This is a genomic window from Dongia soli (assembly GCF_034044715.1).
GTDB classification, from domain to species: domain Bacteria; phylum Pseudomonadota; class Alphaproteobacteria; order Dongiales; family Dongiaceae; genus Dongia_B; species Dongia_B soli.
In genome coordinates this window covers 1,027,012-1,053,980 of sequence record NZ_JAXCLW010000001.1, presented here as the reverse complement: position 1 = coordinate 1,053,980, position 26,969 = coordinate 1,027,012, and the positions used below count along the sequence as shown (strand labels likewise).

The window sequence follows — 26,969 nt, the reverse complement described above, 5'->3', positions numbered from 1 at the left end:
CCGCACCGGGCCATAGCAGTGACGAACCGAGACCATGCGATCCACTGGAACCTGTCGACCCGTTTTCATTTTCCGCAGCGCCGCCGCCTTGTGCTGCGCGACCGCATTGGCCGTCATCCTGGCTGCCGCCTCCCTGCCGGCGCGCGCCGAGGTACTGCTGCCGGAACAGCGGGACGGCCCGGCCAAGCAGGATATGGAGCAACAGCAATTGCCGCGGGCGACACCGGCGCCGGATATCGCGCCGGGCAAGGACATGGCCGATTGCCTGGACAATGACGATGCGCAATTACGTATCGTTGCCTGCACCCATGCAATCGAGGGCAAGCAGGTCGCCGGCGATGACCTGGCGGCCGCCTATTACAACCGGGCGATCGGTTACACCTTGCTGCGCAAATACGACGCCGCCATCAACGATTTCGGTCAGACGCTGAAAATAAAGCCGGGCCTGCCCGCTGCCTTGGTCAATCGCGGCACAACGCAATTGCGGGCCAACCGGCCGATGGCCGCCAAGCAGGATTTCGATGCGGCGCTCGCCAAGGATCCGGACAATGTCGATGCCCGCTATCTGCGTGCCTGGGTCGCCGCCAGCCAAGGCAAGGACAACGACGCGATCGCGGATCTCGGCACGCTGTTGAAGACGCATCCCGATCATCTCGATGCGCTGCTCGATCGCGGCGGTCTCTATATCCGGGCCGGGAAATTCGATGAGGCGATCCGCGATTTCACCGCCATGCTCAAGCTCGATCCCAAAGCTGCGGCGGGCTACTATAATCGCGGCCGGGCGCGCTATGCCAAGGGCGACTATGCGGGCGCGGCCAATGACTTCGCCAGCGCGATGAAGGCACGCGACGATAATCCCTATGCCGCCCTGCGCCTCAATCTGGCGCGCCAATTCGCGGCCCATCTGCAAAAAAAGGGCAAGACCGAGGGCGATCCGGCGGCGTTGAAAGCCGCAGCCGACAAACTGCTCGATGAACAATGGCCGGTGCAGATCCTCCGCTATTTTCAGAACAAGACCGATGCCAAGGCAATCTTCGCCCTGATTGACAAAGATTATCCGGTCCAGGGTCCTGCCTTACGCTGCGAGGTCAATTATTATCTCGGCCAGGCCGCCTTGCTGCGCGGCGATCGCAAAGCCGCGGTGGGTTACTTCAAGGCTGCCATTGCCACTGGCAGCAGCTCGACCATCGAATATATCGATTCGAATGTGACGCTTAAGCAGCTGGGCGCCTAGCGCCCTGCTCCCGCTTATCGGTTGCAGGCCACCAGCAGGAAAGGCGGCCGCTGCCGTTCATCCGCCCAGTCCGGTTCCGAGGCGATCTGCGACAGCGAGGGCGCCCATTCCTCGATATAAGCCAGGGTGAAACCGGCAGCGATCAGCGTGTTGAGATAGGTCGCGATGGTGCGGTGCTGCTTGATGACACCCTTGGCCAGCCAATCCGTGGCACGTGCCCCTTCATCGAGATAGCGATCGACCGGCCAGGTTTTCTGGCCGTTTGCATCGGTCGTCCATCCCGGATTGCCGGGCGCGGTATAGATCGGATGTTCGACGGAGAAGATCAGCTTGCCGCCTGGCGCCATCGCCGCATGCACCTTGGCGATCAGGCTTGGCAGATTCTCGATGTAATGCAAAGCCAGCGAGCTATAGACCAGGTCGACGGAATTCGGCGCCAAATCGACATCTTCCAGATTGGCCCGGAGATAGGTCACGCCCGCACCTTTGGTCTCGTCCTTGGCGCGCGCCAGCATGCGCTCGGAAATATCGATGCCGAGGACCTGCGCCGCGCCATGCGCTTGCGCCCAGCGGCAGAACCAGCCGAAGCCACAGCCGAGATCCAGTACCCGTAATCCCCGCAGGTCCGGCAACAGGCCGCGCAGCACCATCCATTCCGGCGCACCGTCCAGGCCGAGCACCGAGCGGGGCAACTGGCTGTAACCGGCGAAGAAGGTCTCGTTATCGTAGATGTTCTGCGTCATGGGTGTTTCTCCGATCCTCGGACGCCCACGGCAGCCCATGGCAGTAATCGCGCCAGCCGAAAAGTCCGGCGCAAAATTAAGCCCATTCCCCGGCCGGATGCAATCCAAGCGGGTGGCGCGCAAAGGGCCGCCGGCGCCGAAGCTCGCCGCCGCTGCCCGATATGCCGGGAGCCGTCGTCCGGTCCTTGCCTGGACCCGCCATTTCCCCTAATTTCCGCCCGGTTTTCGCCGGGTCCCGATCCTGGCAGTCTCTTTCCACGAGGAAACGTTATGGCCCGTGACATTAAGAAAGTCGTGCTCGCTTATTCCGGCGGTCTCGATACCAGCGTCATCCTGAAATGGCTGCAGGAAGCCTATGGCTGCGAAGTGGTGACCTTCACCGCCGATCTCGGCCAGGGCGAGGAATTGGAGCCGGCCCGCAAGAAGGCCGAGATGCTGGGGATCAAGGAGATCTTCATCGAGGATCTGCGGGAGGAATTCGTCCGCGATTTCGTCTTCCCGATGTTCCGCGCCAATGCGCTTTATGAAGGCCAGTACCTGCTCGGCACCTCGATCGCCCGGCCGCTGATCGCCAAGCGCCAGATCGAGATCGCCCGGCAGACCGGTGCCGATGCCGTGGCCCATGGTGCCACCGGCAAGGGCAACGACCAGGTACGGTTCGAGCTCAGCTATTATTCGCTCAACCCGGATATCAAGGTCATCGCGCCCTGGCGCGAATGGGACCTGACCAGCCGTACCAAGCTGATCGAATTCGCCGAAAAGCACCAGATCCCCATCGCCAAGGATAAGCGCGGCGAAGCCCCCTTCTCGGTCGATGCCAATCTGCTGCACTCCTCCAGCGAAGGCAAAGCGCTCGAAGATCCCTGGCAGGAGCCGGAGGAATTCGTCTATCAGCGCACCGTCTCGCCGGAAGCGGCCCCCGACAAGCCGACCTATATCGAGATCGGTTTCGAAAAGGGCGATGCGATCTCGATCGATGGCGAGAAACTGTCGCCCGCCGCTCTCCTCACCAAGCTCAACGAATTGGGCAAGGCCAATGGCATCGGCCGGCTCGACCTGGTCGAGAACCGCTTCATCGGCATGAAGTCGCGCGGCGTCTATGAAACCCCGGGTGGCACTATCCTGCATTCTGCCCATCGCGGCATCGAAAGCATCACGCTCGATCGCGGCGCGGCGCATCTCAAGGATGAGATCATGCCGCGTTATGCCGAACTCCTGTACAACGGCTTCTGGTACAGCCCTGAACGTGAGATGCTGCAGGCCCTGATCGACAAATCGCAGGAGCATGTCGAAGGCACCGTGCGGGTGAAGCTCTATAAGGGCCATGCCGATGTCGTCGGCCGCAAATCGCCGAAGTCGCTCTACAGCCTGCGCCACGTCACCTTCGAAGACGATGCCGGCGCCTATGACCAACGCGACGCCGCCGGCTTCATCAAGCTCAACGCGCTGCGCCTGCGCCTGATGAAGCGCGATAACGGCTGAACTTCACCGAGCTAATTTCCAGACTTCGGACTGGCCGGCATATTGCCGGCCAGTTTTTTGTTGGTCGAACTTAGGATCAACACGGCAGATCGGACAGATGTTGCCTGGATTCCTGCATCCTTGAGGACTAGACTTGCGGCGAATCAGGGTTGGAAATCTGCATGCAGCGTTATTCAGTCATCGACGACGTTCCATCGCCGCGCATCCGCCGTCTTTACGAATACTGGATGACGAAAAAAGGCGATCGGGCGATGCCGTCGCGGCAGGATATCGATCCCGCGGATATTCCCGCCTTGCTGCCTTACATCATCATGGCGCGGCTGGAATACGCGCCCTTCCGGGTGCGCTATACGCTGGTCGGTACGCGCTGCGTGGAGAACGGTGCTTTCGACTATACCGGCCATTATCTCGACGAATTGCATTTCCGCACCGAGCACGATACGGACTGGCATGAGATTTACGGCTTGCTGTCACGCGAGAAGCTGCCGGTCCTGGGGCTCGGCCAGGTGAAGTTCGACAACGGCATGCTGAAACCCTATGCGGTTGCCGTCCTGCCGCTGTCGCGCGACGGCGAGACGGTCGACCAGACCATCGCGCTCGAAGATTTGGAATTGGAGCCGCTGGAAGCGATGCGGCGGCCGCCGACCGTTCGGATCGGCGAGCCGCCCCGCTGATTTGATCTTGCCGGTTAGAGCCGGATCGTTTTAGACGGTCGCGCCCTAGTCCGGCAGCTTGACCCCGCGCTGGCGGCAGGCCGCAACCAGCGTGTTGCGCAGCAGCAGGCCGATCGTCATCGGACCGACGCCGCCCGGCACGGGGGTAATGCCGGCGGCACGCGGCAGGGCGGTTGCATATTCCACATCGCCGACCAGCTTGCCCTTGCCGTTGACTTCGATACGGTTGATGCCGACATCGATGACCGTGGCACCTTCCTTGATCCAGTCGCCCTTGACCATTTCCGGCCGGCCGACGGCGGCGACCACGATATCGGCGCGGCGCACTTCGTCCGGCAGGTCCTTGGTCTTGGAATGGGCGATGGTGACGGTGCAGCTTTCATTCAGCAGCAATTGCGCCATCGGCTTGCCGACGATATTGGAGCGGCCGATCACCACCGCATGCTTGCCGGCGAGATCGCCCAGCCGGTCCTTCAGCAGCAGCAGGCAGCCATAGGGCGTGCAGGGCACCAGACCTTCGCCGCCGGTCGCCAGCTTGCCGGCATTGACCACATGGAAGCCGTCGACATCCTTGTCGGGATCGATGGCATTGATGATCGCCTGGGGATCGATCTGCTTCGGCACCGGCAACTGGCAGAGGATGCCGTTGACATTGGGATCCTTGTTGAGCTTGTCGATCAGCGCCAGCATTTCCGCCTGGCTGGTGGTATCCGGCAGCTTGTATTCGAAGCTCGCCATCCCGGCTGCCTTGGTCTGTTCGCCCTTGTTGCGTACATAGACCTTGCTAGCCGGGTCTTCACCGACCAGCACCACTGCGAGACCCGGGGTGAAACCGTGCTTTTCCTTCAGGAAGGCGACCTGCTCGGCGATCTTGGCGCGGAGCTTTTCCGCAAAGGCCTTGCCGTCGATGATTCTGCTGCTGTCGCTCATGCTGCTCCCCGTTCTCTTGCTTTCAATGATGATGATCGAGCCAGCCGGCGATCCGCGCCGCCAACTCCTCGGACTGTCCGCGAATCTCCACCAGCTTGTGCCGGTCGGTTGCACCGGTGACGACCGAAATGGCCGTTTTAGCGACACCCCATTCCTTGGCCAGCAGCGCGATCACCGCCGCATTGGCCTTGCCGTCTTCCGGTGCGGCCGTCACGGCGATTTTCAGGACCGGGGCACCATCGGCATCGGCCATGATTTCGCCGATCGCCGTGCGGCGAGCTTTTGGCGTGACCTTGAGGCGCAGCCGGATGCCGTCGGGTACCAGCTGGATCAGGCCCGTCATGCCTGATTAGAAACCCGCAACCAGATCGTAGCGGATGAAATTATCCAGGAATTGCAGGACCAGGATGAGGATGATCGGTGAAATATCGAGGCCGCCGAGATTGGGCAGGACCTTGCGGATCGGCGCCAGGACCGGCTCGCACAGTGCGGAGGTCACCCGGCCGACGGCAACCACCACCTGATGGCGCGGATTGACGACGTTGAAGGCGGTGAGCCAGCTCAGCGCCACATGCACCAGCAGAACGATCGTATAAAGCGTGATGATGGTGTGAACCAAAGAAACCAGGGCGATCATAACCGTCCAAGACCTTTCCGCCAGGTTGCGCTGCAGCCTATATGGGGCAAAAACCGCTTTCTGCCAAGGCCTTGCCAGCAAAGTGCGGATTCGCGGCAATGCCCGGCGGGCCCCGAAAGCGGCTTGACAGGCGGCCCCCGGGACAACCATATTCCCGCCCGTCCGACACGGTGGGCCCGTAGCTCAGTTGGGAGAGCGCCTCGTTCGCAATGAGGAGGTCGTCAGTTCGATTCTGATCGGGTCCACCAAATCGCGTCCCCAAACAAAAGGCCGATCGGCCGCGGTTGATTTCCTTCCCATCCGAGAAGATTGGCGCCCGCTGGTTCCAAGGGCTGCTTTGGCCTGCTTCACTCTGACCAGTTCTTGCGGAGTGGCTGCGATATCCCTGCGCCCCCAGAGCAGCGCCAGGCTTCGGGCGAAGCCTGGCAGTCGAAGTCGTAGGACGCTGAAACAGGGATTCTAGACGGCGGTATTATTTCTTGTAGCCGACGTAATAGATGCCGATGATCTTGCCCGCCTTATCCATCATCGGCTCATAGCCGGTGATGTACGGCGTGCCAAGAATCTTCACTTCGCCATAGAACGGCTTGCCTTGCTTAATTTCAGCAATCGCTTTGCCGGCTGGGTCGAGGATAGTCCCGACCGCTCGTCCGCTGCCGTCAGGTTTCGGCACGCTGGTGGATACGCGAATGTACTCGCTGCCGCTTTTGGCAAAGAACGTCGCCGTCATGCCTTTGCCATCTTCCTTGCTGATAGCGTCGACAAGCTCGAAGTTATTGTTGATTTTGGTGGAGCCGAAATACAGAGCGGGCGCGTCCTTGCCGCCAACGGCCTCATGCCCTTCGAGCCTCGGCGGCCCCAGCTTCGCCGCCATGGCCTTTAGGCTTGCCATCGACGTCGCAACGCGCGGATCCGCTGTCCCAACTGCCCCCGCCGGCATCAGCATGGACATTCCCATGACGCAGCCAGCCGTCAGCATAACGACAAGAAACGATTTTATGTTCATCAACAGATTTTTCATGGACGGACTCCTTCCCGGAGAAATGGGCGTGCTTGCAACGTCCCGAATAATCCACATGGTGGAGATCGCCCCGTGACGATCAAGTATACCAAATACAAACGCTCTTTTCATCGAGAAGCGCGTTTCATCGAGAAGCGCAGCAGTTCCGATTTCGCGGTGCCCATCACGTCATGTTGGACTGTCCGGTCAACCTGCAGGCAGATTTTGCTATTCAATGACTGCCGTCCTCGCTGACGGCTCTCGTCTGGCACTTATCCGGCTAAGCTGACCCCACCATTTCGATTCTCATTTCCAGACCTCGGTCAATCCAAGCCGCAACCACGCGCCGTTGCCGATGATCCGGAATTGTCTCATCCTGAGTTTGTGGACAGAGGAAGGTGATGAAGATGTCGAGGACAACCACGCTGCAGACCACACAGAACACCGCGCTGCAAGGGGAACTTTCGCCGGACTCCATCCTGCAACTGGCATTCGGCTTCTGGGCGTCAAAGGCCCTGCTCACCGCGGTCAGCCTGGATCTCTTCAGCACCTTGTCCCAGGCACCGCTCGATGCCGACAGCGTGACGTCGCGGCTCGGCCTTCACCCGCGTGGCACCCGCGACTGGCTCGATGCCCTGGTCGCGCTTCGCCTGCTGGAACGGCAGGACGGGCTCTACCGCAACAGTCCCGATAGCGAGCTTTTCCTCGACCGCGCGAAGCCGACCTATATCGGTGGGATGATCGAGATGATGGATCGGCGACTCTATGGATATTGGGGCCGGCTGACCGAGGCGCTCAAGACCGGTCATCCACAGAACGAGGTCCTCAACAGCCGGGATCCCGATCTCGATCTCTTTGCCGCGCTCTATGCCGATCCCGACAGGCTGCGACATTTCCTCGGCGCGATGACTGGCATCAGCCGCATGACGGCACGGGCCATTGCCGCCGCTTTCGACTGGTCGGAGGTCGGATCCTTCGTCGATGTGGGCTGTGCCCAGGGCGGCTGCACCGTCGAGATCGCCCGCACGCACCCGCACCTCACCGGCATCGGCTTTGATCTGCAGGAGGTCGAGCCCGTCTTCACGGACTATATCCGCGCCTGCGGCCTCACCGATCGCATCCGCTTCGAAGGCGGCAGCTTCTTTGCCCAGCCGATCCCGGCTGCCGAGGTCATCGTCATGGGACATATCCTGCATGACTGGGATCTGGCGCAGAAGCGCGTGCTGCTCGCTAAAGCCTATGCGGCGCTACCAACGGGCGGCCGGTTGATCGTCTATGATGCAATGATCGACGATCAGCGGCGCGAGCATGCCTTCGGTCTGCTGATGAGTCTCAACATGCTGATCGAAACCAATGGCGGCTTCGACTATACCGGCGCCGATTGCCTCGGCTGGATGCGCGAGGCCGGCTTCCGCGACGGCCGTGTTACGCCGCTTACCGCCACGCATTCCATGGCGGTGGCGATCAAATAGCCGGGCGCGGGCTCCGGTCTGACTCGCCGCGGCGCCCGCCATAGCGGCCCGGCACGTCGAGCAGGCCGGCCGAGCGTCTTTCGACCGGCCTGCCCCATCAGCCGACGCATCCGCTGGAGCCTGCGATTCAGCGACCGCGGACGCGGTGATAGATGAAAAGCAACAGCAGCGCGCCAAGGACCGCGATCGCGAAACTGCGCAGATCGAAGCCGCTGATATCGCCGAAGCCGAACAAGGTGCTGATGAAGCCGCCGAGTATGGCGCCGGCAATGCCGATGATGATGGTCAGGATGAATCCGCCGGGATCTTTCCCCGGCATGATGAGCTTGGCGACAATACCGGCCAGCAGACCGAAAATAACCCAGGCGAGAATCCCCATCTTTCACCCCTTCGCGTCAGGAAAGAATAGGGAAGCATACGCCACCCGGCCGGCTATGCGTCAATCTTTGGACGTAACCATACCGTTCACATCTGCGTGGCGTTACGACCGCTGCGTTTAGCTGCCCCGCGGTGACTGGACCGATATCGGCGGCGCGCGAGATTCTGCAGCAGGCCAAGCAATGACGGCCGGCTTACGGCCTCAATTCGCCGCGCCGGTCACGGTAAAGCCGGCATCCTCAATGGCGGATTTCACGGTTTCCGCCTGGCTTTGGCTTGCATCGACGGCGACGGTGCCCTTGGCGAGATCAACTTCGATCTTGGCGCCCGGCACAGCCGCATTCAAGCTGCGCTGGATGGCAGCCGCACAGCCGCCGCAGGTCATCCCGGAAACTGCAAGTTTAAGCATTCCAACATCGTCCTCTCTGATTTGCCTTCCCAATATGGGGCTTCCCATGATGTCAAGGTCAAGGCGATGATTTCATGAGAAGGGGCTTGACCTTCCAATCATTGGAACCCCCATCTAGACTGACATGGAGGATTCCATGCAGACAGGTTCCATCGACAGACCGCCATCACAGATAGCCGCCGCAGCCGAAGCCAGGCAGATCGATATCGGCATCGACGGCATGACCTGCGCCGCCTGCGCGGCCCGGATCGAGAGGGCTCTCGCCAAGCTTCCCGGCGTGACTGCCGCGAACGTCAATCTCGCCACCGAAACCGCGCGGGTCAGCGGCGATACGGGCCTCAGCGAAACGGCCATTGCCGATGCGATCATTCGGACCGGTTATGGTGTGCGCCAACAGCACGCGCAAGCCGCATCCAGCCATGCCGCGCCATCCGCCGATACCATCGCCCTCGACCGCGAGATCGTTCTGCTGATCGGCGGCGCCATTCTCACCTTGCCTCTGCTCCTGCCAATGCTCGCCGCCGTGCTGCCGGCGACGATGGCCGAAGCATTGACCGCGCCGCTCTGGCTGCAGATCGGTCTCGCCACGGCCTTGCAGATCGGTCTCGGATCTTTGTTCTATCGCGGCGCCTGGAAAGCCTTGCGCAGCTTTGGATCGAACATGGATGTCCTGGTCGCCCTCGGCACCAGCGCGGCTTATGGACTCAGTCTTTATCTCGCCTTGCCGGTGCTTTTCGGCGAGGCGCAGCATGCAACGCATCTGCATCTTTATTTCGAATCCGCCGCGGTCATCCTGGTCCTGGTACGGCTCGGCAAATGGCTGGAGCGGCGCGCCAAGAAGCGCGCCTTGTCGGCACTCGATGCCTTGAAGGCGCTGCGGCCGGAAACCGCGCGGGTCAGGCGCCATGGGCAGGAAGCGGATGTGCCGCTGGCTCTGCTGCGCATTGGCGATATCGTCATTGTGCGGCCGGCCGACCGTCTCCCGGCAGACGGCAAGGTCGTCGCCGGCCAGAGCGCAGTCGACCAATCCTTGCTGACGGGCGAGAGCCTGCCGGTCGATGTCGCGCCGGGCGACCGCGTCATTGGCGGTGCCCTCAACGGCAATGGTTTGCTTGAAATCGAAGTAACTGCCCTGGGCGCGCAATCGATGCTGGATCGCATCCAGCAGATGATCGCCGATGCCCAGGGCGCCAAGGCGCCGATCCAGAAGCTGGTGGACCGCATCAGCGGCCGCTTCGTTCCCGCCGTCCTGGTCGTCGCGCTCGTGACTCTGATCGGCTGGCTGATCGCAGGTGCCGGGATCGAGACTGCGATCCTCAATGCCGTCGCCGTGCTGGTGATCGCCTGCCCCTGCGCCCTTGGCCTCGCGACACCCACCGCGATCATGGTCGGTACCGGCACCGGGGCCAAGGCCGGCATCCTGATCCGCGATGCCATTGCACTGGAAACAGCCCAGCATATCGACAGCGTCGCCTTCGACAAGACCGGCACCCTGACCGACGGCAAGCCGCAGGTCACCAGCCTTGTGACCGCCGGTGGCACCACCGAAGCGGACGCGCTTCGCCTTGCCGCCGGGTTACAGCGCGGCAGCAGCCATCCTTTGGCCGAAGCCGTGCTGCATCTGGCCTCGGAACGGGACATCGTGCCGGCCGCGAGCACATCGGCCGAAGCTTTGCCCGGTCGCGGCGTGGCAGCGGCCGTTGATGATACCCGTTACCTGCTTGGCAATAGCCGCTTGATGCGGGAACACGGATTGGATGTTGGGTCCTTGTCCGGCGGAGACGGCGCCACCCGCTCCTATCTCGCCGCGCTGGATCCGCAGCCGCGCCTTCTGGCGGCGCTGGAATTCGCCGATGGACTGCGGCCGACCGCCAAACCGGCCATGGCGGATTTGCAGCGGCTCGGCCTCACCTCGCTGCTGCTGACCGGTGACAATGCCAAGGCGGCACAACGCATCGCCAGCGATGTCAAGATCACCAATTGGCGGGCCGATCTGCTGCCCGGCGACAAGATCGCCGCGATTGAGGCAGAGCGCGAAGCCGGCCGCCACATCGCGATGGTCGGTGACGGCATCAATGATGCGCCGGCTTTGGCAGCGGCCGATCTCGGCATCGCCATGGCCAATGGCACCGATGCGGCGGTAGCGACGGCCGGGATCGTGCTGATGCGCAGCGATCTGCGTCTGGTGCCGGCGGCGATCGATCTGGCCCGCGCGACCGGACGCAAGATCAAGCAGAATCTGCTCTGGGCCTTTCTGTTCAACGCGCTGGGCGTCCCGCTGGCGGCTTTCGGCTTGCTCAATCCGATGATCGCCGGCCTGGCCATGGCGCTCAGCAGCGTTTTCGTCGTCAGCAATGCCTTGAGCCTGCGACGCTGGCTCGCCACAATGAAGGTGAGATATGCGCACGATCGGTGAAGCGGCGAGAGCTTCCGGGGTTTCCGCCAAGATGATCCGCCACTACGAATCCATCGGCCTGCTGCCCAAGGTGCAGCGGACCGGCGCCGGCTATCGTCTTTACGACGAGAATGAGGTGCATGCCTTGCGCTTCATTCACCGGGCGCGGTCGCTTGGCTTTCCGCTCGAAACAATCCGGCAGTTGCTGGCGCTGTGGCGCGACCGCCGCCGCTCCAGCGCAACGGTGAAGAAACTCGCCACCGCCCATGTCGCTGATCTCGAAGCCAAGATTGCCGAGATGCAGAGCATGGTGAAGACGTTGAAACATCTTGCCCATCATTGCCACGGTGACGACCGCCCCGATTGCCCGATTCTGGAGGATCTGGCCGGATCGGATGAGGCGGTGCCGCGGCAACGCAGCGCCTAGCACCAGGACTCCACTCGCGAGGCGCTTGCCAAGGCCGGCGGGGCAGCTATGTTGCGCCCCATGACCGCCGTCATCCAAGATGCTTTGCCGATCGAAACGCTGCTGCCGGACATTCGCGCGGCGCTGGCGGCTGCGCCCAATCTGGTCCTGGAAGCGCCGCCCGGCGCCGGCAAGACCACCATGGTGCCGCTCGCCTTGCGCGACGAGGCATGGCTCTCCGGCGGCAAGATCGTCATGCTGGAACCGCGCCGGCTGGCGGCGCGAAGCGCTGCCCATCGTATGGCGAACCTGCTTGGCGAAGAGGTCGGCGAGACAGTCGGCTATCGAGTCCGTCTCGACCGTCGCGTCGGGCCGAAGACGCGGATCGAGGTGGTGACAACCGGCCTCTTTCTGCGGCAATTGCAGGCGGATCCGACCTTGCCCGGCATTGGCGCCGTGCTCTTCGATGAATTCCACGAACGCACAATCGACAGTGATCTCGCTCTGGCCTTCTGCTTGGAAGCCCAGGCTGCCTTGCGCGACGATCTTCGACTTCTCGTCATGTCCGCGACCTTGGATGGAGCCGCCACCGCAGAATTGCTGCCGCAGGCCCGGCGCCTGACCAGCGAAGGCCGTATGTTTCCCGTCGAGACCCGCTATCTCGGCGATGATTCCGTCAGCCGGATCGAAGACCGCATGGCTGGCGCGATCCGCCAAGCACTGCAGGCGGAAGCAGGAGACATCCTGGCTTTCCTCCCCGGCACGGCGGAGATCCGGCGGGTCGAGCAGCGCCTCGGCGATCTCGGCAGCTATCACATCGTCCTGCCGCTCTATGGCGATCTGCCGTTATCCGAGCAGGACCGTGCCATCCGCCGCGACCCACAGAACCGCCGCAAGATCGTGCTCGCAACCTCGATTGCCGAAACCAGCCTGACGATCGACGGCGTCCGCCTCGTGGTGGATAGCGGTTTGCGACGGGTGCCGCGCTTCGACCCGGTCAGCGGCATGAGCCGATTGACCACGACGAAGGTTTCGCAAGCCGCGGCCACACAACGCCGCGGTCGGGCCGGCCGAACCCAGCCCGGCATTTGCTATCGGCTGTGGTCGCCGCAATCCGAACGTGCTTTGCCCGCCTTCGAGGCGCCGGAAATTCTCGCTGTCGATTTGGCGCCTTTGGCCTTGGAACTTGCGGTCTGGGGCATCACCGAAATCGAGACGTTGAAGCTGCTCGACCCGCCGCCGGCGGCCTCCCTCGCCCAGGCCCGCGAGTTGCTGGCTGAGCTGGAAGCGATTGACGATAAATTGCTGGCGACATCCCCTGGCAAGGCGATGGCGGCGCTTGGTGTCCATCCACGCCTTGCCCATATGATGGTGCGAGCCAAAGAACGCGGCCTGGGTGCGCTCGCCTGCGATATCGCCGCTATCCTCAGCGAGCGCGACCCCATCAAGCAGGACCGCCAATATGGCCCCGCCGATGTGGATCTGCGCGACCGGCTGGATGTGCTGCAGGATCGCGGCCGGCATAGCGGCAAAGTCGATCGCCCTCTGCGCGAACGCATCCGGCAATCGGCCAAGGACTGGCGCCGGCAGCTTGACCTTCCGTCAGATGCGGCGGCGGCGCGCGACGCCGCCGGTGCCGTGCTGGCATTGGCCTATCCGGATCGGTTGGCGCAGAAGCGTGGACGCAATCCCGACGGCATGGAGAGCTTTCGCCTCAGCAACGGTCGCGGCGCGGTGCTTGGCGCCGCCGATCCGCTCGCCAACCAGGACTTCCTGGCAATCGGCGCACTCGACGGCGACAAGCGGGCCGCCCGCATCTTTCTCGCGGCGCCGATCACCCTCGACGAGATCGAGGCGGATTTCGGCCAGGCCATCATCGATGAAACCATCGTCGCCTGGAATCCCCGCAGCGAGACGGTGGACGCGAAAAGCCAGCGCCGCCTCTGGTCGCTGGTGCTGGCGGAAAAGCCGCTTGCCAATCCGCCGCGCGGCCAACTCGCGGAGGCGATGGCGACCGGCATTCGGCAGATGGGATTGGCATGCCTTCCCTGGACGCCGGATTTGCACACCCTGCGCGCCCGTATCGCACTGCTCCGCCGGCTGAACGATCCACGCCACAGCTGGCCGGATCTGTCGGATGACGCGCTGTTGGAAAGCCTCGAAACCTGGCTGCTGCCTTATCTTGATGGCAAGACACGGCGCGCCCATCTCGCCAATCTCGATTTGCGGGAGGCCCTGTTGTCGACACTCGACTGGCAGCAGCGCCAAGCCTTGGACCGGCTGGCGCCGACCCATCTCGACGTGCCATCGGGGTCGCGCCTGCCGCTCGATTACGAAGGCGGCGACCTACCGGTCCTGGCGGTACGGTTGCAGGAGATGTTCGGCGCCACCGATACGCCGACCATCGCCGATGGCAAGGTCCAGGTGCTGCTGCATCTGCTCTCACCTGCCCGCCGGCCGGTTCAGGTGACGCAGGATCTCAAGAGCTTCTGGGCCAATGGCTATCGCGCCGTGAAGGCCGATCTCAAGGGGCAATATCCGAAACATTATTGGCCGGACGATCCGCTGATCGCCGAACCGACGGCGCGCGCCAAGCCGCGGCCACGTAGCTGATTCCACCGAAATCGATTATAAGCCGCCGACTTCCAGATTGCCGGTTTCGCCCGGCGGATTGGTAAAGGGCGGAAAGCCATGCAAGGCGCGTGATTGCGCAAAATGATGCAGCGCCCAGCGCGCCGAGGGAAAGGCGAGATCGTCCCAGGGAATCCGGTCGAAGGTGAAGAGACCGACTTCCAGGCTTTCCGGTCCCGGTGCGATCCGGTCGTCGCCGAGATGGGCCCGATAAATCAACTGCACCTGGCTGATGCGGGGGATCGTATAGATCGCCAGGAGCGCATCGATTTCGATCCTTGCCCCCGCCTCTTCCTGCGCCTCGCGCACGGCGCCCGCTTCGGGTGTTTCCTGCAATTCCAGATAGCCTGCCGGCAAGGTCCAATGCCCGCGGCGCGGATCGATGGCGCGGCGGCACATCAGGATGCGGTCGCCCCAAAAAGCGACGGAGCCGACGACGATCTTCGGGTTTTCGTAATTGACGAAGCCGCAATTGAGACAGACATCGCGTTCCCGACCATCCCCTTCCGGCACCTGGCGGCTGAAACTGATCGTTTTTTTTGTGTCCTGTTCCGGCATCGGGCCAGTCTGGCGAAGCCGGATCGTTGATGCAAGGCTTCTGGCGACGTCAGCGCAATCCAGGAAGCGTTCTCGCACAGCCACAGAGGTGCGTAGTGCTATTGTCACTGGATCGACCTTCCAGGTCGTCTCCGCGCGGTTGTGTTGTCCCGCCTGCCCGCTATGATGCCGGCCAACCGTGTCACTTTCACCACGCTTGTCACTTTCGCCGATCCGATGAACAAACCAGCACGCTATAGCGAGGATTTCGGCTCGATCGCCGCCGCGCGCCGCCAAGGGGCGTTGGCCGCCCTGGCGATGCCCGCCGTGGTGCTCGGCGCCAGCTATCTGGGCTTCGGCGCCTTCGTCCGGCAAAGCGGGCTCACCTTGCCCCAGGGTGTGGTCTCCAGCGCCACCGGCTGGGCATTGCCCGGCCAGATCGCACTGATCGAAATCTATGCGGTGGGCGGCACTCTGGTGAACGCCGCGCTTGCCGTCATCCTCACCAATGCCCGCTTGCTGCCGATGGTAGCCAGCCTGATGCCGGTGCTGCGGGCTGGGGAAGCAGGGCCGCCACGCTTGCGGCATTATCTGATCGCGCATCTGATCGCCATTACCGGCTTTGCCATCGCCATGCAGCGCGCGCCGCAGATGCTGCCGGAACAGCGCCTGCCCTTCTATCAGGGTTTCGCCATCACGCTCTGGCTGACGACGCTCACCGCCACCATGTTCGGCTTCTTCCTCGCAGGAATGGTGCCGCTCTATGTGACGCTTGGCTTCGTCTTCCTTAACCCGCTTTATTTCATGCTGGTCTTCATTGCCGATCTGAAGCATCGGCTGCGGGCTTTGGCCCTGATTCTCGGTGCCTTGTTGGGGCCGGCTTTGCATCTGATCGATCCCGAATGGGGCTTGCTTGCGACCGGCCTGATCGGCGGCACGGCGGCCTTCCTGATCGACAATGCACGGCGCCGCCGCAGCCACGGATGGCGCCGGTGAGTAGCGTTTTGTTGCCGTGGCTGTTCCTGTTAGTAGGCGCCGTCGCGACCTATATCTGGCGCGGGCTGGGCGTGATGCTGTCCGCCCGCATCAACGGCGATAGTCCGATCATGCGATGGGTGGCGGCGGTGGCCTATGCCATGCTGGCCGGCTTGATCATCAGAATGATCCTACTGCCGGCCGGTTCGCTTGCGACCATTTCGCCGATTGATCGGCTGGGCGCGGCCGCCGTCACGGTTGTTGCCTATTTCGTCACCCGCCGCAGCATCGTTCTTGGCGTCGCCGCCGGCGCGGCGACGCTCATTCTGCTGCTTTATTTGCGTAACGGTGCCTGATCCCATTATTGGGAGCCATCAATTGCCCGGCGTTGATTGGCCGCCTGCACCTTGCTTTTCATTCTGCGTTGACGCGCCTTTCTGCTGTTGCGTGGCGGCGGCGACTGCCGGCACGGCCTTGTCGGTCGTCATCGCTATCTCTTTGGCCGTCATCGGCTGTGCATGGTTGGCGGCATCGACCGGCAGCGCGCCGCCCAGCGACTGTTGAGCATTGCCGGCAAAGGCCAGCCCATTCAGCAGAATGATGCTCAGAACGATGAGCGATAGATGAAATGTTCGGCGCGACATCATATGTGGCATGACAAGAACCCCTTCTCAGTCATTCGAAACAGGTTCCGGCTCGCGAGTGGAAAACTACGCGCTGCCGGGCTGAGGCGATATGACGCATGTCACGCTGGGTGCAAAAATTTAGCCCGCGCAGTCGGTTAGACAGTGCGGGCCGCTAGAGCTTAATTAAGATGACCAGTCTAAGTCTTCCGTCATAGGACCGACACATCCGGGTGCCGGTGCCGTGACATTGTCAGTCCTGCAGGGCGGCGACGCCCGGCAAGGTCTTGCCTTCCAGCCATTCCAGGAAGGCGCCGCCGGCGGTCGAAATATAGGTGAAGTCAACGGTCACGCCGGCATGCGCCAGGGCCGCTACCGTATCGCCACCACCGGCCACCGAGAGCAGTTGCTTCGCCTTGGTCAAAGCCGCCGCTTCGCGCGCCACCGCCACCGTGGCCCGGTCGAACGGCTCCAGCTCAAAAGCTCCAAGCGGACCGTTCCAAACCACGGTCTTGCAGGTCTTCAGCCGGGCAGCGATATCCGCGACCGATTTCGGCCCGGCATCGAGGATCATCATATCCGCCGGCACCGCAGCGACATCGACCGTCTTGTTGGCAGCGCCCGCCTTGAATTCCGCTGCCACCACGGCATCGACCGGCAACACGATGGTGCAGCCTGCCGCTTTCGCCTTGGCGACGATATCGCGCGCCGTATCCGCCATGTCGCGTTCCGCCAGCGACTTGCCGACTTCGATGCCATTGGCGAAGAGGAAGGTATTGGCCATGCCGCCGCCGATCACCAATTGGTCGACCTTGGCGACGAGATTGCCGAGGAGATCGAGCTTGGTCGACACTTTGGCACCCCCCACCACCGCCATCACCGGGCGCTGCGGCTTTTCCAGCGCCGCTGCGAGATGATCAAGCTCCGCCTGCATCAGGCGACCGGCTGCATGAGGCAACAGATGGGCAATCGCCTCGGTCGAGGCATGGGCGCGATGGGCGCAAGAAAAGGCATCATTCACATAAATATCCGCGAGCGCCGCGAGCTGCCCGGCGAAGCCTTTGTCGTTGGCTTCTTCAGCATCGTGGAAACGCAGATTTTCCAGCAACAGCACATCGCCGTCCTTCAGCGCCTTCACCGCCGCTTCCGCCGCCGGGCCGACGCAGTCATCGGCGAAGGCAACCGGCTTGCCTAAAGCGGTCGAGAGCGGCTGCACCAGGGGACGCAGGGAGAACTCGGCGGCGCGCTTGCCCTTGGGCCGGCCGAAATGCGACATGACGATGACCCTGGCGCCCCGGGCTGCAAGATCGCGCAATGTTTCGGCACCGCGATCGATACGGGTCGTGTCGGTCACCTTTCCGTCTTGCATCGGCACGTTGAGATCGCAGCGCACGATGACGCGCTTACCGGCGACGGTGAGATCCTCGAGGGTCTTGAACTTTGCCATTTGTTTCCTCATAGCGCCCGAACATGCAGGTGGCTGATCTGTCACAGCCCATGGCAAAAGGCAAGACAAGGAAACGCGAGCAAAATCCTGCGCTGCCGGCTCAACCTTGGCGATGTGTCGGGTTTTCCCTATGGTACCGCTAACGGCTTCCATCGAGAAGCAATCGTCGAGGCAGCAGTCGAGGAAACCACATGACCTATGGTGCAGCCTTGATCACCGGCGCTTCCAGCGGCATCGGCGCGGCTTTCGCACATGCCTTGCCGCGCGCCACGCACCTCCTGTTGACCGGCCGGAATCGCGAAAGCCTGGCAGCGCTCGCCGCCGAACTCACCGGCCCCGGCCGTGAGATCCGCATTGTGATCGCCGATCTCGCCACTGCTGAAGGGCGTCAGGCAGTGATTGGCGCGACCCAGGCTTTTCCCGTCGATCTCGTCATCAACAATGCCGGGCTCGGGCGTCTCGGGCGCGCGGTCGATAACACCGCCGAACGGGGATCGGAAATGGTGCTGGTCAACGTCCTGGCCCCGGTGGAAATCGCCCGCGCCTTGCTGCCCGGCATGCTGGCACGCGCAGAGCGGAACAACCGCCGCTGCGGCGCGATCTTCGTCGCCTCGGCCGCCGCTTTCATGCCGATTCCCTATTTCGCCACCTATGCAGCCAGCAAGACTTTCCTGCTCCATTACACCGAAGCCCTGGCGGAGGAGCTTAGCCGTGAGCCGGTCGATATCCTGGCGCTGTGTCCCGGCGCCACGGCCACCCAGTTCTTCACCCGGGCCGGAATCGACCGGCCGACTTTTTCCAGCATCCACAGCGCCGAACGCGTCGCCCGCGAGGGCTTGCAGATGCTGGGACAGAAGCGCGTTCATGTGGTCGGACCGGCCAATTACATGACGACCCTGGTCAGCCGCTTCCTGCCGCGCGGCCTGGTGACCTTCGCCGCCGAACGGGTAATGCGGGAATGGAAGTGATGCTCGCTGCCGATCGCTAGATTGACCGGGGCGTTGACGAAGCGGCCTATACGGGTTCTGATTGGATTTGTCATCCTTGGCGAGGACGGTCGCATGACAATGCAGATTGGCGTCGTACAAGCGGAATCTCCAGGCTGGCAGAATGCCGGCCGCCGAAACAGCCTTGTCTTGGGACAGCGTCATGTCGCGAGCGCTCTCGGCCGCGTGCCGCCCACCCTTCTGATCCTGCTATCGATCCTCTCCGTCCAACTCGGATCGGCTTTGGCAACAGTGTTATTTTCCAGCCTGGGTCCCGCCGGCACGGCTGTGCTTAGCGCCGGCTTCTCCGCCGCCATGCTCAGCCTCGCCAACCGGCTGCAAGCCGGACGGCGCGGGGCAATTCCGCAAGGCTGGACGCTGCAGCGGCACGGCCTGCTGGTCCTGGTTTTCGGCGCGGTTCTTGCGGGCATGCTGCTGCCCTTCTTCCTGGCGTTGCAATACATCCCGCTTGGCATCGCCTCCGCCATCGCCTTCCTCGGCCCGCTGACGCTGGCGGTGCTCACCTCACGGCGCCTGCTGCATTTTGTCTGGATCGGCATCGCCGTCATCGGCCTCGTCTTGTTGACGCCGGATATCGGTGTCGATCTCGATCCGCGCGGCCTCGGGCTGGCGGTCCTCACCGGTGTTGCCTGGGCCGGTTTCGTGCCGCTCAGCAAGCAAGCGGGTCGGCTCTTTGCCGGCATAGGCGGCCTCGCCTGGGGCATGTGGGCCGCAGCCATCTTGTTGCTGCCCTTCGCCCTGGTGGAAGGCAGTTTGAGGCAAGCCGGCCTGGCGGATTTCGGCGGCGGCTTTGCTGTGGCACTCCTCAGCACCGTCTTGCCTTGCGTGATGGAGTTCCAGGCATTGCGGCGTCTTTCGGCCCGCAGCTACGGCATCCTCATGACGCTTGAGCCAGCTTTGGGTGCGCTGGTGGGCGCCATCTTCCTGAGCCAGGATCTCGGCTTGCGCATGCTGATCGCCATCGTCTGCGTTACCGTGGCCGCCATCGGCATGACCCTGTCGGAGCGCCAGGACGACCGCTGATGGCGCGTTTTGAGTAAGCGTCTCGTGAGCCGGAGGATGATATGACCGCCCACCATCGATATTGTCTTGCAAACTGGACTTGGATCGCTGCCATCTGCTGCTTAACACTGGCCACACCCGCGCGGTCGGAGGAAGCCGGCAAGGTCCTGACGCTGCCGAGCGCCGACCGCCAAGAGATTGAGAAGCTTCTGGGCAAGGGGGTCATCGGCGATGCCTTGCCGGCAAAGCCTTTGCCGCCGGCCGAGGCCTATGTGACCGGCATGGCGGGACGGATTTCTTATCTGATCCGCGACGAGAAGGGCCGCACCAAGAACGAGGCGCATGAGTTCGCCAGAACCGCCGGCGCAACGCCGGAGAGCTGGGATTACCGGATCGGCAAGGACCGCCGCGCGGTCTTCATTAAAACCGCGGATGGCGGCCTGGTCACCAGCCTGGAATATGATCTCGACAAAGAAGTGGTCTCACAATTCACCCCGGGCGAGCCGCTGATCCTGACCGGCCTCAAGCCGGGCGACAGCCACCGCACCACAATTCACGTCAAGGTCGCCGATATCGACGATCCGACCGATGTCGATTACGACGGCACGCTCAATGTCACCTATAGCTATCTCGGCCGCTACCGTGTCACGGTGCCCGCCGGGAGCTACGATGCCGATCTCATCAAATGGACCTATGCAGGCGAAATCGGGCCCGCCACCATCAAGACGGCGCAATACCGCTTCATCGCCGAGAAGAGCGGCATGGTCGCCATGGTGGAATGGCGCGATATCTCCGCCATGCTGGTTTATCACGATAAATCGCGGCAGGGAAAGCTGCTAGCCGCCACCAAGTAGCCTGGCCGAAATAAGGTTTGCACCGGTCATTGCGGGCCGGCGACGGTGAAATAGGGTGCGGTTTTCTTTTCGTCAGGTCCGAAGGGTCCCGGCACCTTATGGGAAACCGGGGTCAGCGATTTCAGATAGGCGACCAAAGCCGCGGCATCCTTGGTATTAAGGGCGCTATAGGAGCGCCATGGCATGGCCGGCGCCAATTCGCGGCCATCGGGCCGCGCGCCGGTGGTGACGGCCGCAATGATCTCTTCCTTGCTCCAATTGCCAAGGCCGGTCTCGTGATCCGGCGTCAGATTGGGCGGAAAAAAGACACCAAGCCCCGGCACCTCGAAGCCGATCTCCGAACCGGCCAGGGGCGTTTCCAGATTCGGCTGCGGCGTGAAGGCACCGGTATTGTGGCAGCCACCGCAATCCATGATCCGGGCCAGGTATTCCCCACGCTTGATCTGATCGTTCGCCTGCGCTTCCGGCGCCGCAACCGATGCGATCCCGAGCAACAACGCCATAGAGGATAGAAAGGCACGCGACAGCCTGGTGCCGCATCGTGTAACGGACATCTTATTATCTCCCCCGACAGATCATCGATCATGAAACGGCTCCACCGCGCCGAGCAAGCGGTTTAAGTGCCGGGGCCTAGTCAGCCCACGCCGAGGGAAACACGATACGGCCTCTTGGGCAGCACATGACATAGGCGAAACGTCATGGAATTGGCCTGTTTGTTATGGCGTCCGTCGGCACTACCGCCATCTTGAAAAAAAAACGGCCTGGATCAAAGTTATATAGCTGACGGGCGAAAAAAATGACGCCGCCTTTAACCAAACATTTGCACAGCGGCGCGAAGAATGGGACGATCCGTTGCAACGGCGATAGCCGGATGGTCCTAAGCGAGGAGGCCGTTCTACCTATGTCAATGGCAGTGCGGCAGGACCTGACGGCGCGGCCTTGGCTGACGGCTTATCCGCCCAACCTCGATTGGGCAACGCCAATCGAGCCGCGACCGCTCTATCACCTGCTGGATGATGCCGCCGCGCGTTTCGGCACGCGCCCCTGCATCGACTTTCTCGACCGCCAATTCACCTATGCCGAGATCAAATCCCTCTCCGACCGCGCCGCGAAGGGATTGCAGCAACGCGGCTTGCAGGCCGGCATGCGGCTCGGCCTCTTCCTGCCCAACTGTCCTTATTATGTCATCTTTTATTATGCGGCGCTGAAATGCGGCGCGACAGTGGTCAACTTCAACCCGCTTTATGTCGAACGCGAGGTCGAACATCAGATCGCCGATTCGCAGACCGACATGATGGTGACGCTGGATCTGCATTCGCTGGCTGACAAGCTGGAAGTCCTGCTGGGCAGAAGCCGGCTGCGGGCGCTCATCCTCTGTCCCTTCGCCGACAGCCTGCCCTTTCCGAAGAATTTGCTGGTGCCGATCGCCATGTTCCGGGATCTTGCCCACATCCGGCGCGACGAGCGGCACATCGCCTATGCCGATCTGATCGATAATGACGGCGCTTATCTGCCGCCGGTCATCGATCCTCTGGAGGATATCGCGCTGTTGCAATATACCGGCGGCACCACCGGGGTGCCGAAAGGTGCGGCACTGAGCCATGCGAATGTCTATGTGAATGCTCTGCAGTGCCGCGCCTGGTTCGCCAATGTCAGCAATGAGAGCGCCCGTGTGATCGGCGTTTTGCCGCTGTTCCATGCTTTTGCCATGACCTGCGTGATGAATTGGTGCCTGACCATCGGCGGCCTGATGATCCTGCTGCCGCGTTTCGACGCCAAGCGCCTGCTCAGCACCATCGACAAGAAGCGGCCGACCGCCATGCCGGCCGTGCCGACCTTGCTGACCGCCTTGCTGAATCGCAGCGACCTCGGCGATTACGATTTGCGCTCGCTGGAATTCTGCATTTCTGGCGGTGCCCCTCTGCCCCTGGAGGTGCGCAGGGCTTTCGAGGCGAAGACCGGCGCCCGCGTGGTGGAGGGCTATGGCCTCTCCGAAGCCTCCCCGGTGACCTGCTGCAACCCGGTGCACCGCCCCGGCAAAACCGGGTCGATCGGCCTGCCATTGCCACTGACCGATTGCGTGATCGTTTCGCTCGACGATCGGCGGACGCCGGTGAAACCGGGCGAGGTCGGCGAGATTTGCTTTCGCGGCCCCCAGGTGATGCTGGGTTACTGGAACCGCCCCGAGGCGACCGATGAGGTCATTACCGACGGCCTCCTGCATACCGGCGATGTCGGCCATATCGATGAGGAAGGCTTCGTCTTCATCACCGACCGGCTAAAGGAAATGATCAATGCCAGCGGCTATAAGGTCTATCCGCGCGTCGTCGAAGAAGCGATCTATCAGCATCCGGCGGTGAAGGAATGCGCCGTGATCGGCGTCGGCGATCACTATCGCGGCCAGACCGTTAAAGCCTTTGTGTCCTTGAAGACAGGGCAGCATTTGACCGCCGAGGTCCTGCAGGAATTCCTCAGCCATCGGCTGTCGAAAATCGAAATGCCGAAGCTGATCGAATTCCGCGCCGAACTGCCGAAAACCGTGATCGGCAAGATCCAGAAGAAAGTGCTGATCGAGGAAGAGAACGCCAAGAGCCAGCCGGCTGGTGCGGCTGACCCAGACCAGAATAAGGAGACGACATCATGACGGAAGCGGTGATCGCGGGTTATGTCCGCTCGCCCTTTCATTTCGCCGGCAAGGGCGCCCTGGCAAAATTGCGGCCGGATGATATGGCCGGCGCAGTGATTCGCGGCCTGATCGACAAGACCGGAATCGATGTGAAGGATGTCGAAGACCTGCTGGTCGGTTGCGCCTTTCCGGAGGGTGAACAGGGATTGAACGTAGCGCGGCTCATCGGCTTCATCGCCGATCTGCCGCAATCCGTAGCCGGCGCTACCATCAACCGATTCTGCGGCTCCTCCATGCAAGGCATCCATTCGGCGGCCGGCGCGATCGCCCTGGGCGCCGGCGATGTATTTATCTGCGCAGGTATCGAATCGATGTCGCGCGTGCCGATGATGGGCTTCAATCCGCTGCCCAATCCGGCACTGACGGAGCGCCTGCCGGCCGCCTATATCTCGATGGGCGAGACGGCGGAGAATGTCGCCAAAAAATACAAGCTCGACCGTCGCGAACAGGAAGAGCTGGCGCTCAGCAGTCACCGCAAGGCCAGTGCGGCACGCCAGGGCGGCAGGCTCGCTGACGAGATCATTCCGGTCAAAGTGGGCAATGAGACCGTCAGCATCGATGGCTGCATCCGCGACGAAACCACATTGGAAGCGCTGGCCGGGCTGAAGCCCGCCTTCGACCAGAATGGCAGCGTCACCGCCGGCACCTCCTCGCCCCTGACGGATGGCGCTTCCGCCTGCCTCGTCACCTCGGCTGACTATGCCAAGGCACACGGCCTGCCGGTCCTCGCCAAGATCCGCGCCATCGGTGTCGCCGGCTGCGCACCGGAGATCATGGGAATCGGCCCGGTCGCGGCGACGCGGAAGGCGCTGAAACGAGCCGGCCTCACCATCAAGGATATCGACATCATCGAACTCAACGAGGCCTTCGCGTCCCAAGCCTTGGCCTGCATGCGCGATCTTGAGATCGATCCCAACAAGATGAATCTCGATGGCGGCGCCATTGCACTCGGCCATCCGCTGGGCGCCACGGGTGCCCGCATCACCGGCAAGGCTGCGGCCTTGCTGAAGCGCGAGGGCAAGCAATTCTCGCTCTCGACCCAATGCATCGGCGGCGGCCAAGGCATCACCACCATCCTGGAGGCGGTTTGATGGCCGCAACGACAACCGGAGCGCCGATCCGCAAGGCCTGCGTGATCGGCGCCGGCGTGATGGGCAGCGGCATCGCCGCCCAGATCGCCAATGCCGGCATCCCGGTTCTGTTGCTGGATATCGTGCCGAAGGATGCGGCCAACCGGAATGCCATTGCCGAAGGCGCCATCGCCAAATTGCTGAAAGCCGATCCCGCCCCGCTCATGTCCAGCGCCGCGGCGAAGCTGATAACGCCCGGCAATATCGATGACGACCTTGACAAGCTTGCCGAGGTCGATTGGATCGTCGAAGCGGTGATCGAGAAGATCGAGATCAAGCAAGCGCTCTACCGCAAGCTCATGGACAAGCGCCAGCCGGGCTCGATCGTCTCATCGAATACCTCGACCATTCCGCTGGCACAATTGACCGAGGACCTGCCGGAGGCTTTCGCCCGCGACTTCTGCATCACCCATTTCTTCAATCCGCCGCGCTACATGCGCCTTCTTGAAGTGGTCGGGGGACCGAAGACCGATTCCGCCCAGATCGAGCGCATCGCGGCTTTCGGCGATATCGCGCTTGGCAAGATGATCGTGCGCGGGAAAGATACGCCCGGCTTCGTCGCCAACCGCATCGGGGTCTATTGGATGCAGGCCGCGATCATCCATGCCCTTGATCTCGGCCTCACGGTGGAGATGGCCGATGCCATCATGGGCCGGCCGATCGGCGCGCCCAAGACCGGCATCTTCGCTTTGCTCGATCTCGTTGGCCTCGATCTTATGCCACATGTCGATGCCTCACTCGCGGCCTCTTTGCCGGCAGGCGACCCGTATCTGTCGATCCGCCGCGATTTCCCGCTCCTCACCAAGATGATTGCCGAGGGCTATACCGGCCGCAAAGGCAAAGGCGGCTTCTACCGGCTCAATACCGAGGGCGGAAAAAAGGTCAAGGAATCGGTCGACCTCAGGACCGGTGCTTACGCTCCCTCAACCGCTGCCCGGCTTGATTCCGCAGATGCGGCCAAGGGTGGCTTGCGTGTCCTCGTCACCCATCCGGATGCCGGCGGCCAATATGCCTGGCGCGTGCTGTCAGGCATGCTGAGCTATGCCGCCTCCCTGGTGCCGACGATCGCCGATGACATCGTTGCCGTCGATCAGGCGATCCGCACCGGCTTCAATTTCAAGCGCGGCCCCTTCGAGATGATCGACGAGCTGGGCGCTGCCTGGCTTGCCGAAGCCCTGCGCAAGGAGAACCGCCCGGTGCCGGATTTCCTGGCCATGGCGGCGAAGGCCGGCAGTTTCTACAAGGTGGAAAATGGCCGGCTGCAGTATCTCGGCCTCGATGGCAGCTATCGCCCGGTGGAACGACCGGAAGGCGTGCTGCTGCTGCGCGACATCAAGCTCGCCAGCAAGCCGATCCTGAAGAACGGCTCGGCCAGCCTGTGGGATATCGGCGATGGCGTTGCCTGTCTGGAATTTCACAGCAAGATGAACGCCATCGATCCGGACACGCTGACCTTGATGAAGCAGTCGCTGGATCATGTCGGCAAGAACATGAAGGCGCTGGTGCTGCATAACGAGGCGGATAACTTCTCCGTCGGCGCCAATATCGGCCTCGCCCTCTTTGCCGCCAATATCGCCATGTGGCCGATGATCGACGATCTGATCGGCCAAGGCATCGCCGTTTACAAAGCAATCAAATACGCGCCCTTCCCGGTGGTAGGCGCACCCAGCGGCATGGCGCTGGGCGGCGGCTGCGAGGTGCTGTTGCATTGCGCGGCGATCCAGGCCCATTCGGAAACCTATATCGGCCTGGTCGAAGTCGGCGTCGGGCTCATTCCCGGCTGGGGCGGCTGCGCGGAAATGCTGATTCGCTATCAGCCGCAAAGTGCGAAAGAGCCGAAGGGACCGATGCCACCAGTGGCGCAGGCTTTCGAGACCATTTCATTGGCGAAGGTGGCGAAATCGGCAGCCGAAGCGAAGCAGTTGCGCTTCCTCCGCCGCGATGACGGCATCACCATGAACCGCGACCGCCTGCTGGCCGATGCCAAGGCGAAGGCGCTGGCATTGGTGGCCGCCGGCCATCAGCCGCCGAAGCCGGCGGAGCTGCGCCTGCCCGGCCCCAGCGGCAAGACGGCGCTGACCTTGGCGGTGGATGGCTTCGTCGCCCAGGGCAAGGCACTGGCCCATGACCGCGCCGTCTCGCTGACCTTGGCCGAGGCCCTGACCGGTGGTGCCACCGACATGACCGAGATGATCGGCGAGGATCAGATAAATAAGCTTGCCAAGCAGGGCTTCATGAAATTGCTGCGGAGCGAGCCTACGCTTGCGCGGATGGAGCATATGCTCAGCACCGGCAAGCCACTTCGCAACTGATCGTG

General features: G+C 62.5%; 26 protein-coding genes and 1 tRNA gene. 16 read left to right on the top strand and 11 right to left on the bottom strand.

The window, feature by feature from the left end:
- Nucleotides 1-34 precede the first annotated feature (34 nt).
- Entirely contained in the window at nucleotides 35-1,234 is a 1,200-nt protein-coding gene (locus tag SMD27_RS04730; protein WP_320507169.1) for a tetratricopeptide repeat protein, read from the top strand.
- Nucleotides 1,235-1,248: 14 nt separating this feature from the next.
- Here the strand turns inward: SMD27_RS04730 and SMD27_RS04725 are convergent, their stop codons facing one another.
- Complete coding sequence (locus tag SMD27_RS04725) at nucleotides 1,249-1,977, bottom strand: class I SAM-dependent methyltransferase (RefSeq protein ID WP_320507168.1); 729 nt, start codon at nucleotides 1,975-1,977, stop codon at nucleotides 1,249-1,251.
- A 270-nt stretch (nucleotides 1,978-2,247) separates the two neighbouring features.
- On the opposite strand from SMD27_RS04725, the gene SMD27_RS04720 reads away from it, so the two are divergent.
- Together SMD27_RS04720 and SMD27_RS04715 are read left to right on the top strand one after the other, a co-directional pair.
- A complete protein-coding gene (locus tag SMD27_RS04720) occupies nucleotides 2,248-3,459 on the top strand; it encodes an argininosuccinate synthase (protein WP_320507167.1) in 1,212 nt (403 codons plus the stop codon).
- Nucleotides 3,460-3,620: 161 nt separating this feature from the next.
- Nucleotides 3,621-4,133, top strand: coding sequence for a PAS domain-containing protein (locus SMD27_RS04715; RefSeq protein WP_320507166.1), 513 nt, complete (start codon nucleotides 3,621-3,623; stop codon nucleotides 4,131-4,133).
- A gap of 45 nt (nucleotides 4,134-4,178) precedes the next feature.
- Here SMD27_RS04715 and folD read toward each other — a convergent pair whose 3' ends face one another.
- The 3 genes from folD to SMD27_RS04700 are packed head-to-tail and all read right to left on the bottom strand — an operon-like array spanning nucleotide 4,179 to nucleotide 5,700.
- Nucleotides 4,179-5,063: a bifunctional methylenetetrahydrofolate dehydrogenase/methenyltetrahydrofolate cyclohydrolase FolD gene (gene folD / locus SMD27_RS04710; protein WP_320507165.1), complete on the bottom strand. Its 885-nt coding sequence runs from the start codon at nucleotides 5,061-5,063 to the stop codon at nucleotides 4,179-4,181.
- A 22-nt stretch (nucleotides 5,064-5,085) separates the two neighbouring features.
- Nucleotides 5,086-5,406 carry a DUF167 domain-containing protein gene (locus tag SMD27_RS04705; protein WP_320507164.1) on the bottom strand — a complete coding sequence of 107 codons (321 nt, stop codon included), beginning with the start codon at nucleotides 5,404-5,406 and terminating at the stop codon, nucleotides 5,086-5,088.
- Between the two features lie 6 nt (nucleotides 5,407-5,412).
- Nucleotides 5,413-5,700: a YggT family protein gene (locus SMD27_RS04700; RefSeq protein WP_320507163.1), complete on the bottom strand. Its 288-nt coding sequence runs from the start codon at nucleotides 5,698-5,700 to the stop codon at nucleotides 5,413-5,415.
- A gap of 172 nt (nucleotides 5,701-5,872) precedes the next feature.
- Here SMD27_RS04700 and SMD27_RS04695 point away from each other — a divergent pair.
- Nucleotides 5,873-5,948: transfer RNA gene (locus SMD27_RS04695), tRNA-Ala, on the top strand.
- Nucleotides 5,949-6,172: 224 nt separating this feature from the next.
- Here the strand turns inward: SMD27_RS04695 and SMD27_RS04690 are convergent.
- The gene (locus SMD27_RS04690; protein ID WP_320507162.1) at nucleotides 6,173-6,721 is read right to left on the bottom strand and encodes a Cache 3/Cache 2 fusion domain-containing protein; all 549 of its coding nucleotides are present in this window, start codon (nucleotides 6,719-6,721) and stop codon (nucleotides 6,173-6,175) included.
- 386 nt (nucleotides 6,722-7,107) lie between these two features.
- On the opposite strand from SMD27_RS04690, the gene SMD27_RS04685 reads away from it, so the two are divergent.
- Nucleotides 7,108-8,172, top strand: coding sequence for a methyltransferase (locus SMD27_RS04685; RefSeq protein ID WP_320507161.1), 1,065 nt, complete (start codon nucleotides 7,108-7,110; stop codon nucleotides 8,170-8,172).
- Between the two features lie 127 nt (nucleotides 8,173-8,299).
- Here SMD27_RS04685 and SMD27_RS04680 read toward each other — a convergent pair whose 3' ends face one another.
- Nucleotides 8,300-8,551 carry a GlsB/YeaQ/YmgE family stress response membrane protein gene (locus SMD27_RS04680; RefSeq protein ID WP_320507160.1) on the bottom strand — a complete coding sequence of 84 codons (252 nt, stop codon included), beginning with the start codon at nucleotides 8,549-8,551 and terminating at the stop codon, nucleotides 8,300-8,302.
- Nucleotides 8,552-8,752: 201 nt separating this feature from the next.
- Nucleotides 8,753-8,959: a heavy-metal-associated domain-containing protein gene (locus tag SMD27_RS04675; RefSeq protein ID WP_320507159.1), complete on the bottom strand. Its 207-nt coding sequence runs from the start codon at nucleotides 8,957-8,959 to the stop codon at nucleotides 8,753-8,755.
- A 136-nt stretch (nucleotides 8,960-9,095) separates the two neighbouring features.
- Between SMD27_RS04675 and SMD27_RS04670 the strand changes: the two genes are divergently transcribed.
- The 3 genes from SMD27_RS04670 to hrpB are packed head-to-tail and all read left to right on the top strand — an operon-like array spanning nucleotide 9,096 to nucleotide 14,373.
- Nucleotides 9,096-11,375, top strand: coding sequence for a heavy metal translocating P-type ATPase (locus SMD27_RS04670; RefSeq protein ID WP_320507158.1), 2,280 nt, complete (start codon nucleotides 9,096-9,098; stop codon nucleotides 11,373-11,375).
- Nucleotides 11,359-11,781, top strand: a complete 423-nt coding sequence (cueR, locus tag SMD27_RS04665) for a Cu(I)-responsive transcriptional regulator (RefSeq protein WP_320507157.1) — start codon at nucleotides 11,359-11,361, stop codon at nucleotides 11,779-11,781. The genes SMD27_RS04670 and cueR overlap by 17 nt, the downstream gene beginning before the upstream one ends.
- A 60-nt stretch (nucleotides 11,782-11,841) precedes the next feature.
- Nucleotides 11,842-14,373: an ATP-dependent helicase HrpB gene (hrpB, locus tag SMD27_RS04660; protein WP_320507156.1), complete on the top strand. Its 2,532-nt coding sequence runs from the start codon at nucleotides 11,842-11,844 to the stop codon at nucleotides 14,371-14,373.
- Nucleotides 14,374-14,388: 15 nt separating this feature from the next.
- Here hrpB and SMD27_RS04655 read toward each other — a convergent pair whose 3' ends face one another.
- Entirely contained in the window at nucleotides 14,389-14,949 is a 561-nt protein-coding gene (locus SMD27_RS04655; protein WP_320507155.1) for an NUDIX hydrolase, read from the bottom strand.
- A 162-nt stretch (nucleotides 14,950-15,111) separates the two neighbouring features.
- On the opposite strand from SMD27_RS04655, the gene SMD27_RS04650 reads away from it, so the two are divergent.
- On the top strand, nucleotides 15,112-15,924 hold the full coding sequence (locus SMD27_RS04650; RefSeq protein WP_320507154.1) for an AzlC family ABC transporter permease: 813 nt from the start codon (nucleotides 15,112-15,114) through the stop codon (nucleotides 15,922-15,924).
- The gene (locus SMD27_RS04645) at nucleotides 15,921-16,259 is read left to right on the top strand and encodes an AzlD domain-containing protein (protein WP_320507153.1); all 339 of its coding nucleotides are present in this window, start codon (nucleotides 15,921-15,923) and stop codon (nucleotides 16,257-16,259) included. Before SMD27_RS04650 ends, SMD27_RS04645 begins: the two co-directional genes overlap by 4 nt.
- 18 nt (nucleotides 16,260-16,277) lie before the next feature.
- Here the strand turns inward: SMD27_RS04645 and SMD27_RS04640 are convergent, their stop codons facing one another.
- Together SMD27_RS04640 and SMD27_RS04635 are read right to left on the bottom strand one after the other, a co-directional pair.
- Nucleotides 16,278-16,559, bottom strand: a complete 282-nt coding sequence (locus SMD27_RS04640) for a hypothetical protein (RefSeq protein ID WP_320507152.1) — start codon at nucleotides 16,557-16,559, stop codon at nucleotides 16,278-16,280.
- A 220-nt stretch (nucleotides 16,560-16,779) separates the two neighbouring features.
- On the bottom strand, nucleotides 16,780-17,973 hold the full coding sequence (locus tag SMD27_RS04635; protein ID WP_320507151.1) for a phosphoglycerate kinase: 1,194 nt from the start codon (nucleotides 17,971-17,973) through the stop codon (nucleotides 16,780-16,782).
- A gap of 191 nt (nucleotides 17,974-18,164) precedes the next feature.
- Between SMD27_RS04635 and SMD27_RS04630 the strand changes: the two genes are divergently transcribed.
- From SMD27_RS04630 to SMD27_RS04620, 3 genes are all read left to right on the top strand, one after another.
- Nucleotides 18,165-18,941, top strand: coding sequence for an SDR family NAD(P)-dependent oxidoreductase (locus SMD27_RS04630; protein ID WP_320507150.1), 777 nt, complete (start codon nucleotides 18,165-18,167; stop codon nucleotides 18,939-18,941).
- A 93-nt stretch (nucleotides 18,942-19,034) separates the two neighbouring features.
- Nucleotides 19,035-20,003 carry an EamA family transporter gene (locus SMD27_RS04625; RefSeq protein WP_320507149.1) on the top strand — a complete coding sequence of 323 codons (969 nt, stop codon included), beginning with the start codon at nucleotides 19,035-19,037 and terminating at the stop codon, nucleotides 20,001-20,003.
- A gap of 41 nt (nucleotides 20,004-20,044) precedes the next feature.
- Nucleotides 20,045-20,836 (top strand): hypothetical protein, encoded by a 792-nt coding sequence (locus tag SMD27_RS04620; protein WP_320507148.1) that lies wholly within the window; start codon nucleotides 20,045-20,047, stop codon nucleotides 20,834-20,836.
- A 26-nt stretch (nucleotides 20,837-20,862) separates the two neighbouring features.
- On the opposite strand, the gene SMD27_RS04615 is transcribed toward SMD27_RS04620, so the two are convergent.
- Entirely contained in the window at nucleotides 20,863-21,390 is a 528-nt protein-coding gene (locus SMD27_RS04615; protein ID WP_320507147.1) for a c-type cytochrome, read from the bottom strand.
- A 347-nt stretch (nucleotides 21,391-21,737) separates the two neighbouring features.
- Between SMD27_RS04615 and SMD27_RS04610 the strand changes: the two genes are divergently transcribed.
- From SMD27_RS04610 to SMD27_RS04600, 3 genes are read left to right on the top strand one after another with little or no spacing between them, the layout of a single operon-like run.
- Complete coding sequence (locus SMD27_RS04610) at nucleotides 21,738-23,480, top strand: long-chain-fatty-acid--CoA ligase (RefSeq protein ID WP_320507146.1); 1,743 nt, start codon at nucleotides 21,738-21,740, stop codon at nucleotides 23,478-23,480.
- Nucleotides 23,477-24,613: a thiolase family protein gene (locus tag SMD27_RS04605; protein ID WP_320507145.1), complete on the top strand. Its 1,137-nt coding sequence runs from the start codon at nucleotides 23,477-23,479 to the stop codon at nucleotides 24,611-24,613. Before SMD27_RS04610 ends, SMD27_RS04605 begins: the two co-directional genes overlap by 4 nt.
- Nucleotides 24,613-26,964 carry a 3-hydroxyacyl-CoA dehydrogenase/enoyl-CoA hydratase family protein gene (locus SMD27_RS04600; RefSeq protein ID WP_320507144.1) on the top strand — a complete coding sequence of 784 codons (2,352 nt, stop codon included), beginning with the start codon at nucleotides 24,613-24,615 and terminating at the stop codon, nucleotides 26,962-26,964. The genes SMD27_RS04605 and SMD27_RS04600 overlap by 1 nt, the downstream gene beginning before the upstream one ends.
- Nucleotides 26,965-26,969: the final 5 nt, after the last annotated feature.

Excerpts from the sequence above, each read along its gene's own strand:
- SMD27_RS04730 (WP_320507169.1), top strand. The coding sequence starts at position 35 with ATGCGATCCACTGGAACCTGTCGACCCGTTTTCATTTTCCGCAGCGCC.
- SMD27_RS04725 (WP_320507168.1), bottom strand. The coding sequence starts at position 1,977 with ATGACGCAGAACATCTACGATAACGAGACCTTCTTCGCCGGTTACAGC.
- SMD27_RS04720 (WP_320507167.1), top strand. The coding sequence starts at position 2,248 with ATGGCCCGTGACATTAAGAAAGTCGTGCTCGCTTATTCCGGCGGTCTC.
- SMD27_RS04715 (WP_320507166.1), top strand. The coding sequence starts at position 3,621 with ATGCAGCGTTATTCAGTCATCGACGACGTTCCATCGCCGCGCATCCGC.
- folD (WP_320507165.1), bottom strand. The coding sequence starts at position 5,063 with ATGAGCGACAGCAGCAGAATCATCGACGGCAAGGCCTTTGCGGAAAAG.
- SMD27_RS04705 (WP_320507164.1), bottom strand. The coding sequence starts at position 5,406 with ATGACGGGCCTGATCCAGCTGGTACCCGACGGCATCCGGCTGCGCCTC.
- SMD27_RS04700 (WP_320507163.1), bottom strand. The coding sequence starts at position 5,700 with ATGATCGCCCTGGTTTCTTTGGTTCACACCATCATCACGCTTTATACG.
- SMD27_RS04690 (WP_320507162.1), bottom strand. The coding sequence starts at position 6,721 with ATGAAAAATCTGTTGATGAACATAAAATCGTTTCTTGTCGTTATGCTG.
- SMD27_RS04685 (WP_320507161.1), top strand. The coding sequence starts at position 7,108 with ATGTCGAGGACAACCACGCTGCAGACCACACAGAACACCGCGCTGCAA.
- SMD27_RS04680 (WP_320507160.1), bottom strand. The coding sequence starts at position 8,551 with ATGGGGATTCTCGCCTGGGTTATTTTCGGTCTGCTGGCCGGTATTGTC.
- SMD27_RS04675 (WP_320507159.1), bottom strand. The coding sequence starts at position 8,959 with ATGCTTAAACTTGCAGTTTCCGGGATGACCTGCGGCGGCTGTGCGGCT.
- SMD27_RS04670 (WP_320507158.1), top strand. The coding sequence starts at position 9,096 with ATGCAGACAGGTTCCATCGACAGACCGCCATCACAGATAGCCGCCGCA.
- cueR (WP_320507157.1), top strand. The coding sequence starts at position 11,359 with ATGCGCACGATCGGTGAAGCGGCGAGAGCTTCCGGGGTTTCCGCCAAG.
- hrpB (WP_320507156.1), top strand. The coding sequence starts at position 11,842 with ATGACCGCCGTCATCCAAGATGCTTTGCCGATCGAAACGCTGCTGCCG.
- SMD27_RS04655 (WP_320507155.1), bottom strand. The coding sequence starts at position 14,949 with ATGCCGGAACAGGACACAAAAAAAACGATCAGTTTCAGCCGCCAGGTG.
- SMD27_RS04650 (WP_320507154.1), top strand. The coding sequence starts at position 15,112 with ATGATGCCGGCCAACCGTGTCACTTTCACCACGCTTGTCACTTTCGCC.
- SMD27_RS04640 (WP_320507152.1), bottom strand. The coding sequence starts at position 16,559 with ATGCCACATATGATGTCGCGCCGAACATTTCATCTATCGCTCATCGTT.
- SMD27_RS04635 (WP_320507151.1), bottom strand. The coding sequence starts at position 17,973 with ATGGCAAAGTTCAAGACCCTCGAGGATCTCACCGTCGCCGGTAAGCGC.
- SMD27_RS04630 (WP_320507150.1), top strand. The coding sequence starts at position 18,165 with ATGACCTATGGTGCAGCCTTGATCACCGGCGCTTCCAGCGGCATCGGC.
- SMD27_RS04625 (WP_320507149.1), top strand. The coding sequence starts at position 19,035 with ATGACAATGCAGATTGGCGTCGTACAAGCGGAATCTCCAGGCTGGCAG.
- SMD27_RS04620 (WP_320507148.1), top strand. The coding sequence starts at position 20,045 with ATGACCGCCCACCATCGATATTGTCTTGCAAACTGGACTTGGATCGCT.
- SMD27_RS04615 (WP_320507147.1), bottom strand. The coding sequence starts at position 21,390 with ATGTCCGTTACACGATGCGGCACCAGGCTGTCGCGTGCCTTTCTATCC.
- SMD27_RS04610 (WP_320507146.1), top strand. The coding sequence starts at position 21,738 with ATGTCAATGGCAGTGCGGCAGGACCTGACGGCGCGGCCTTGGCTGACG.
- SMD27_RS04605 (WP_320507145.1), top strand. The coding sequence starts at position 23,477 with ATGACGGAAGCGGTGATCGCGGGTTATGTCCGCTCGCCCTTTCATTTC.
- SMD27_RS04600 (WP_320507144.1), top strand. The coding sequence starts at position 24,613 with ATGGCCGCAACGACAACCGGAGCGCCGATCCGCAAGGCCTGCGTGATC.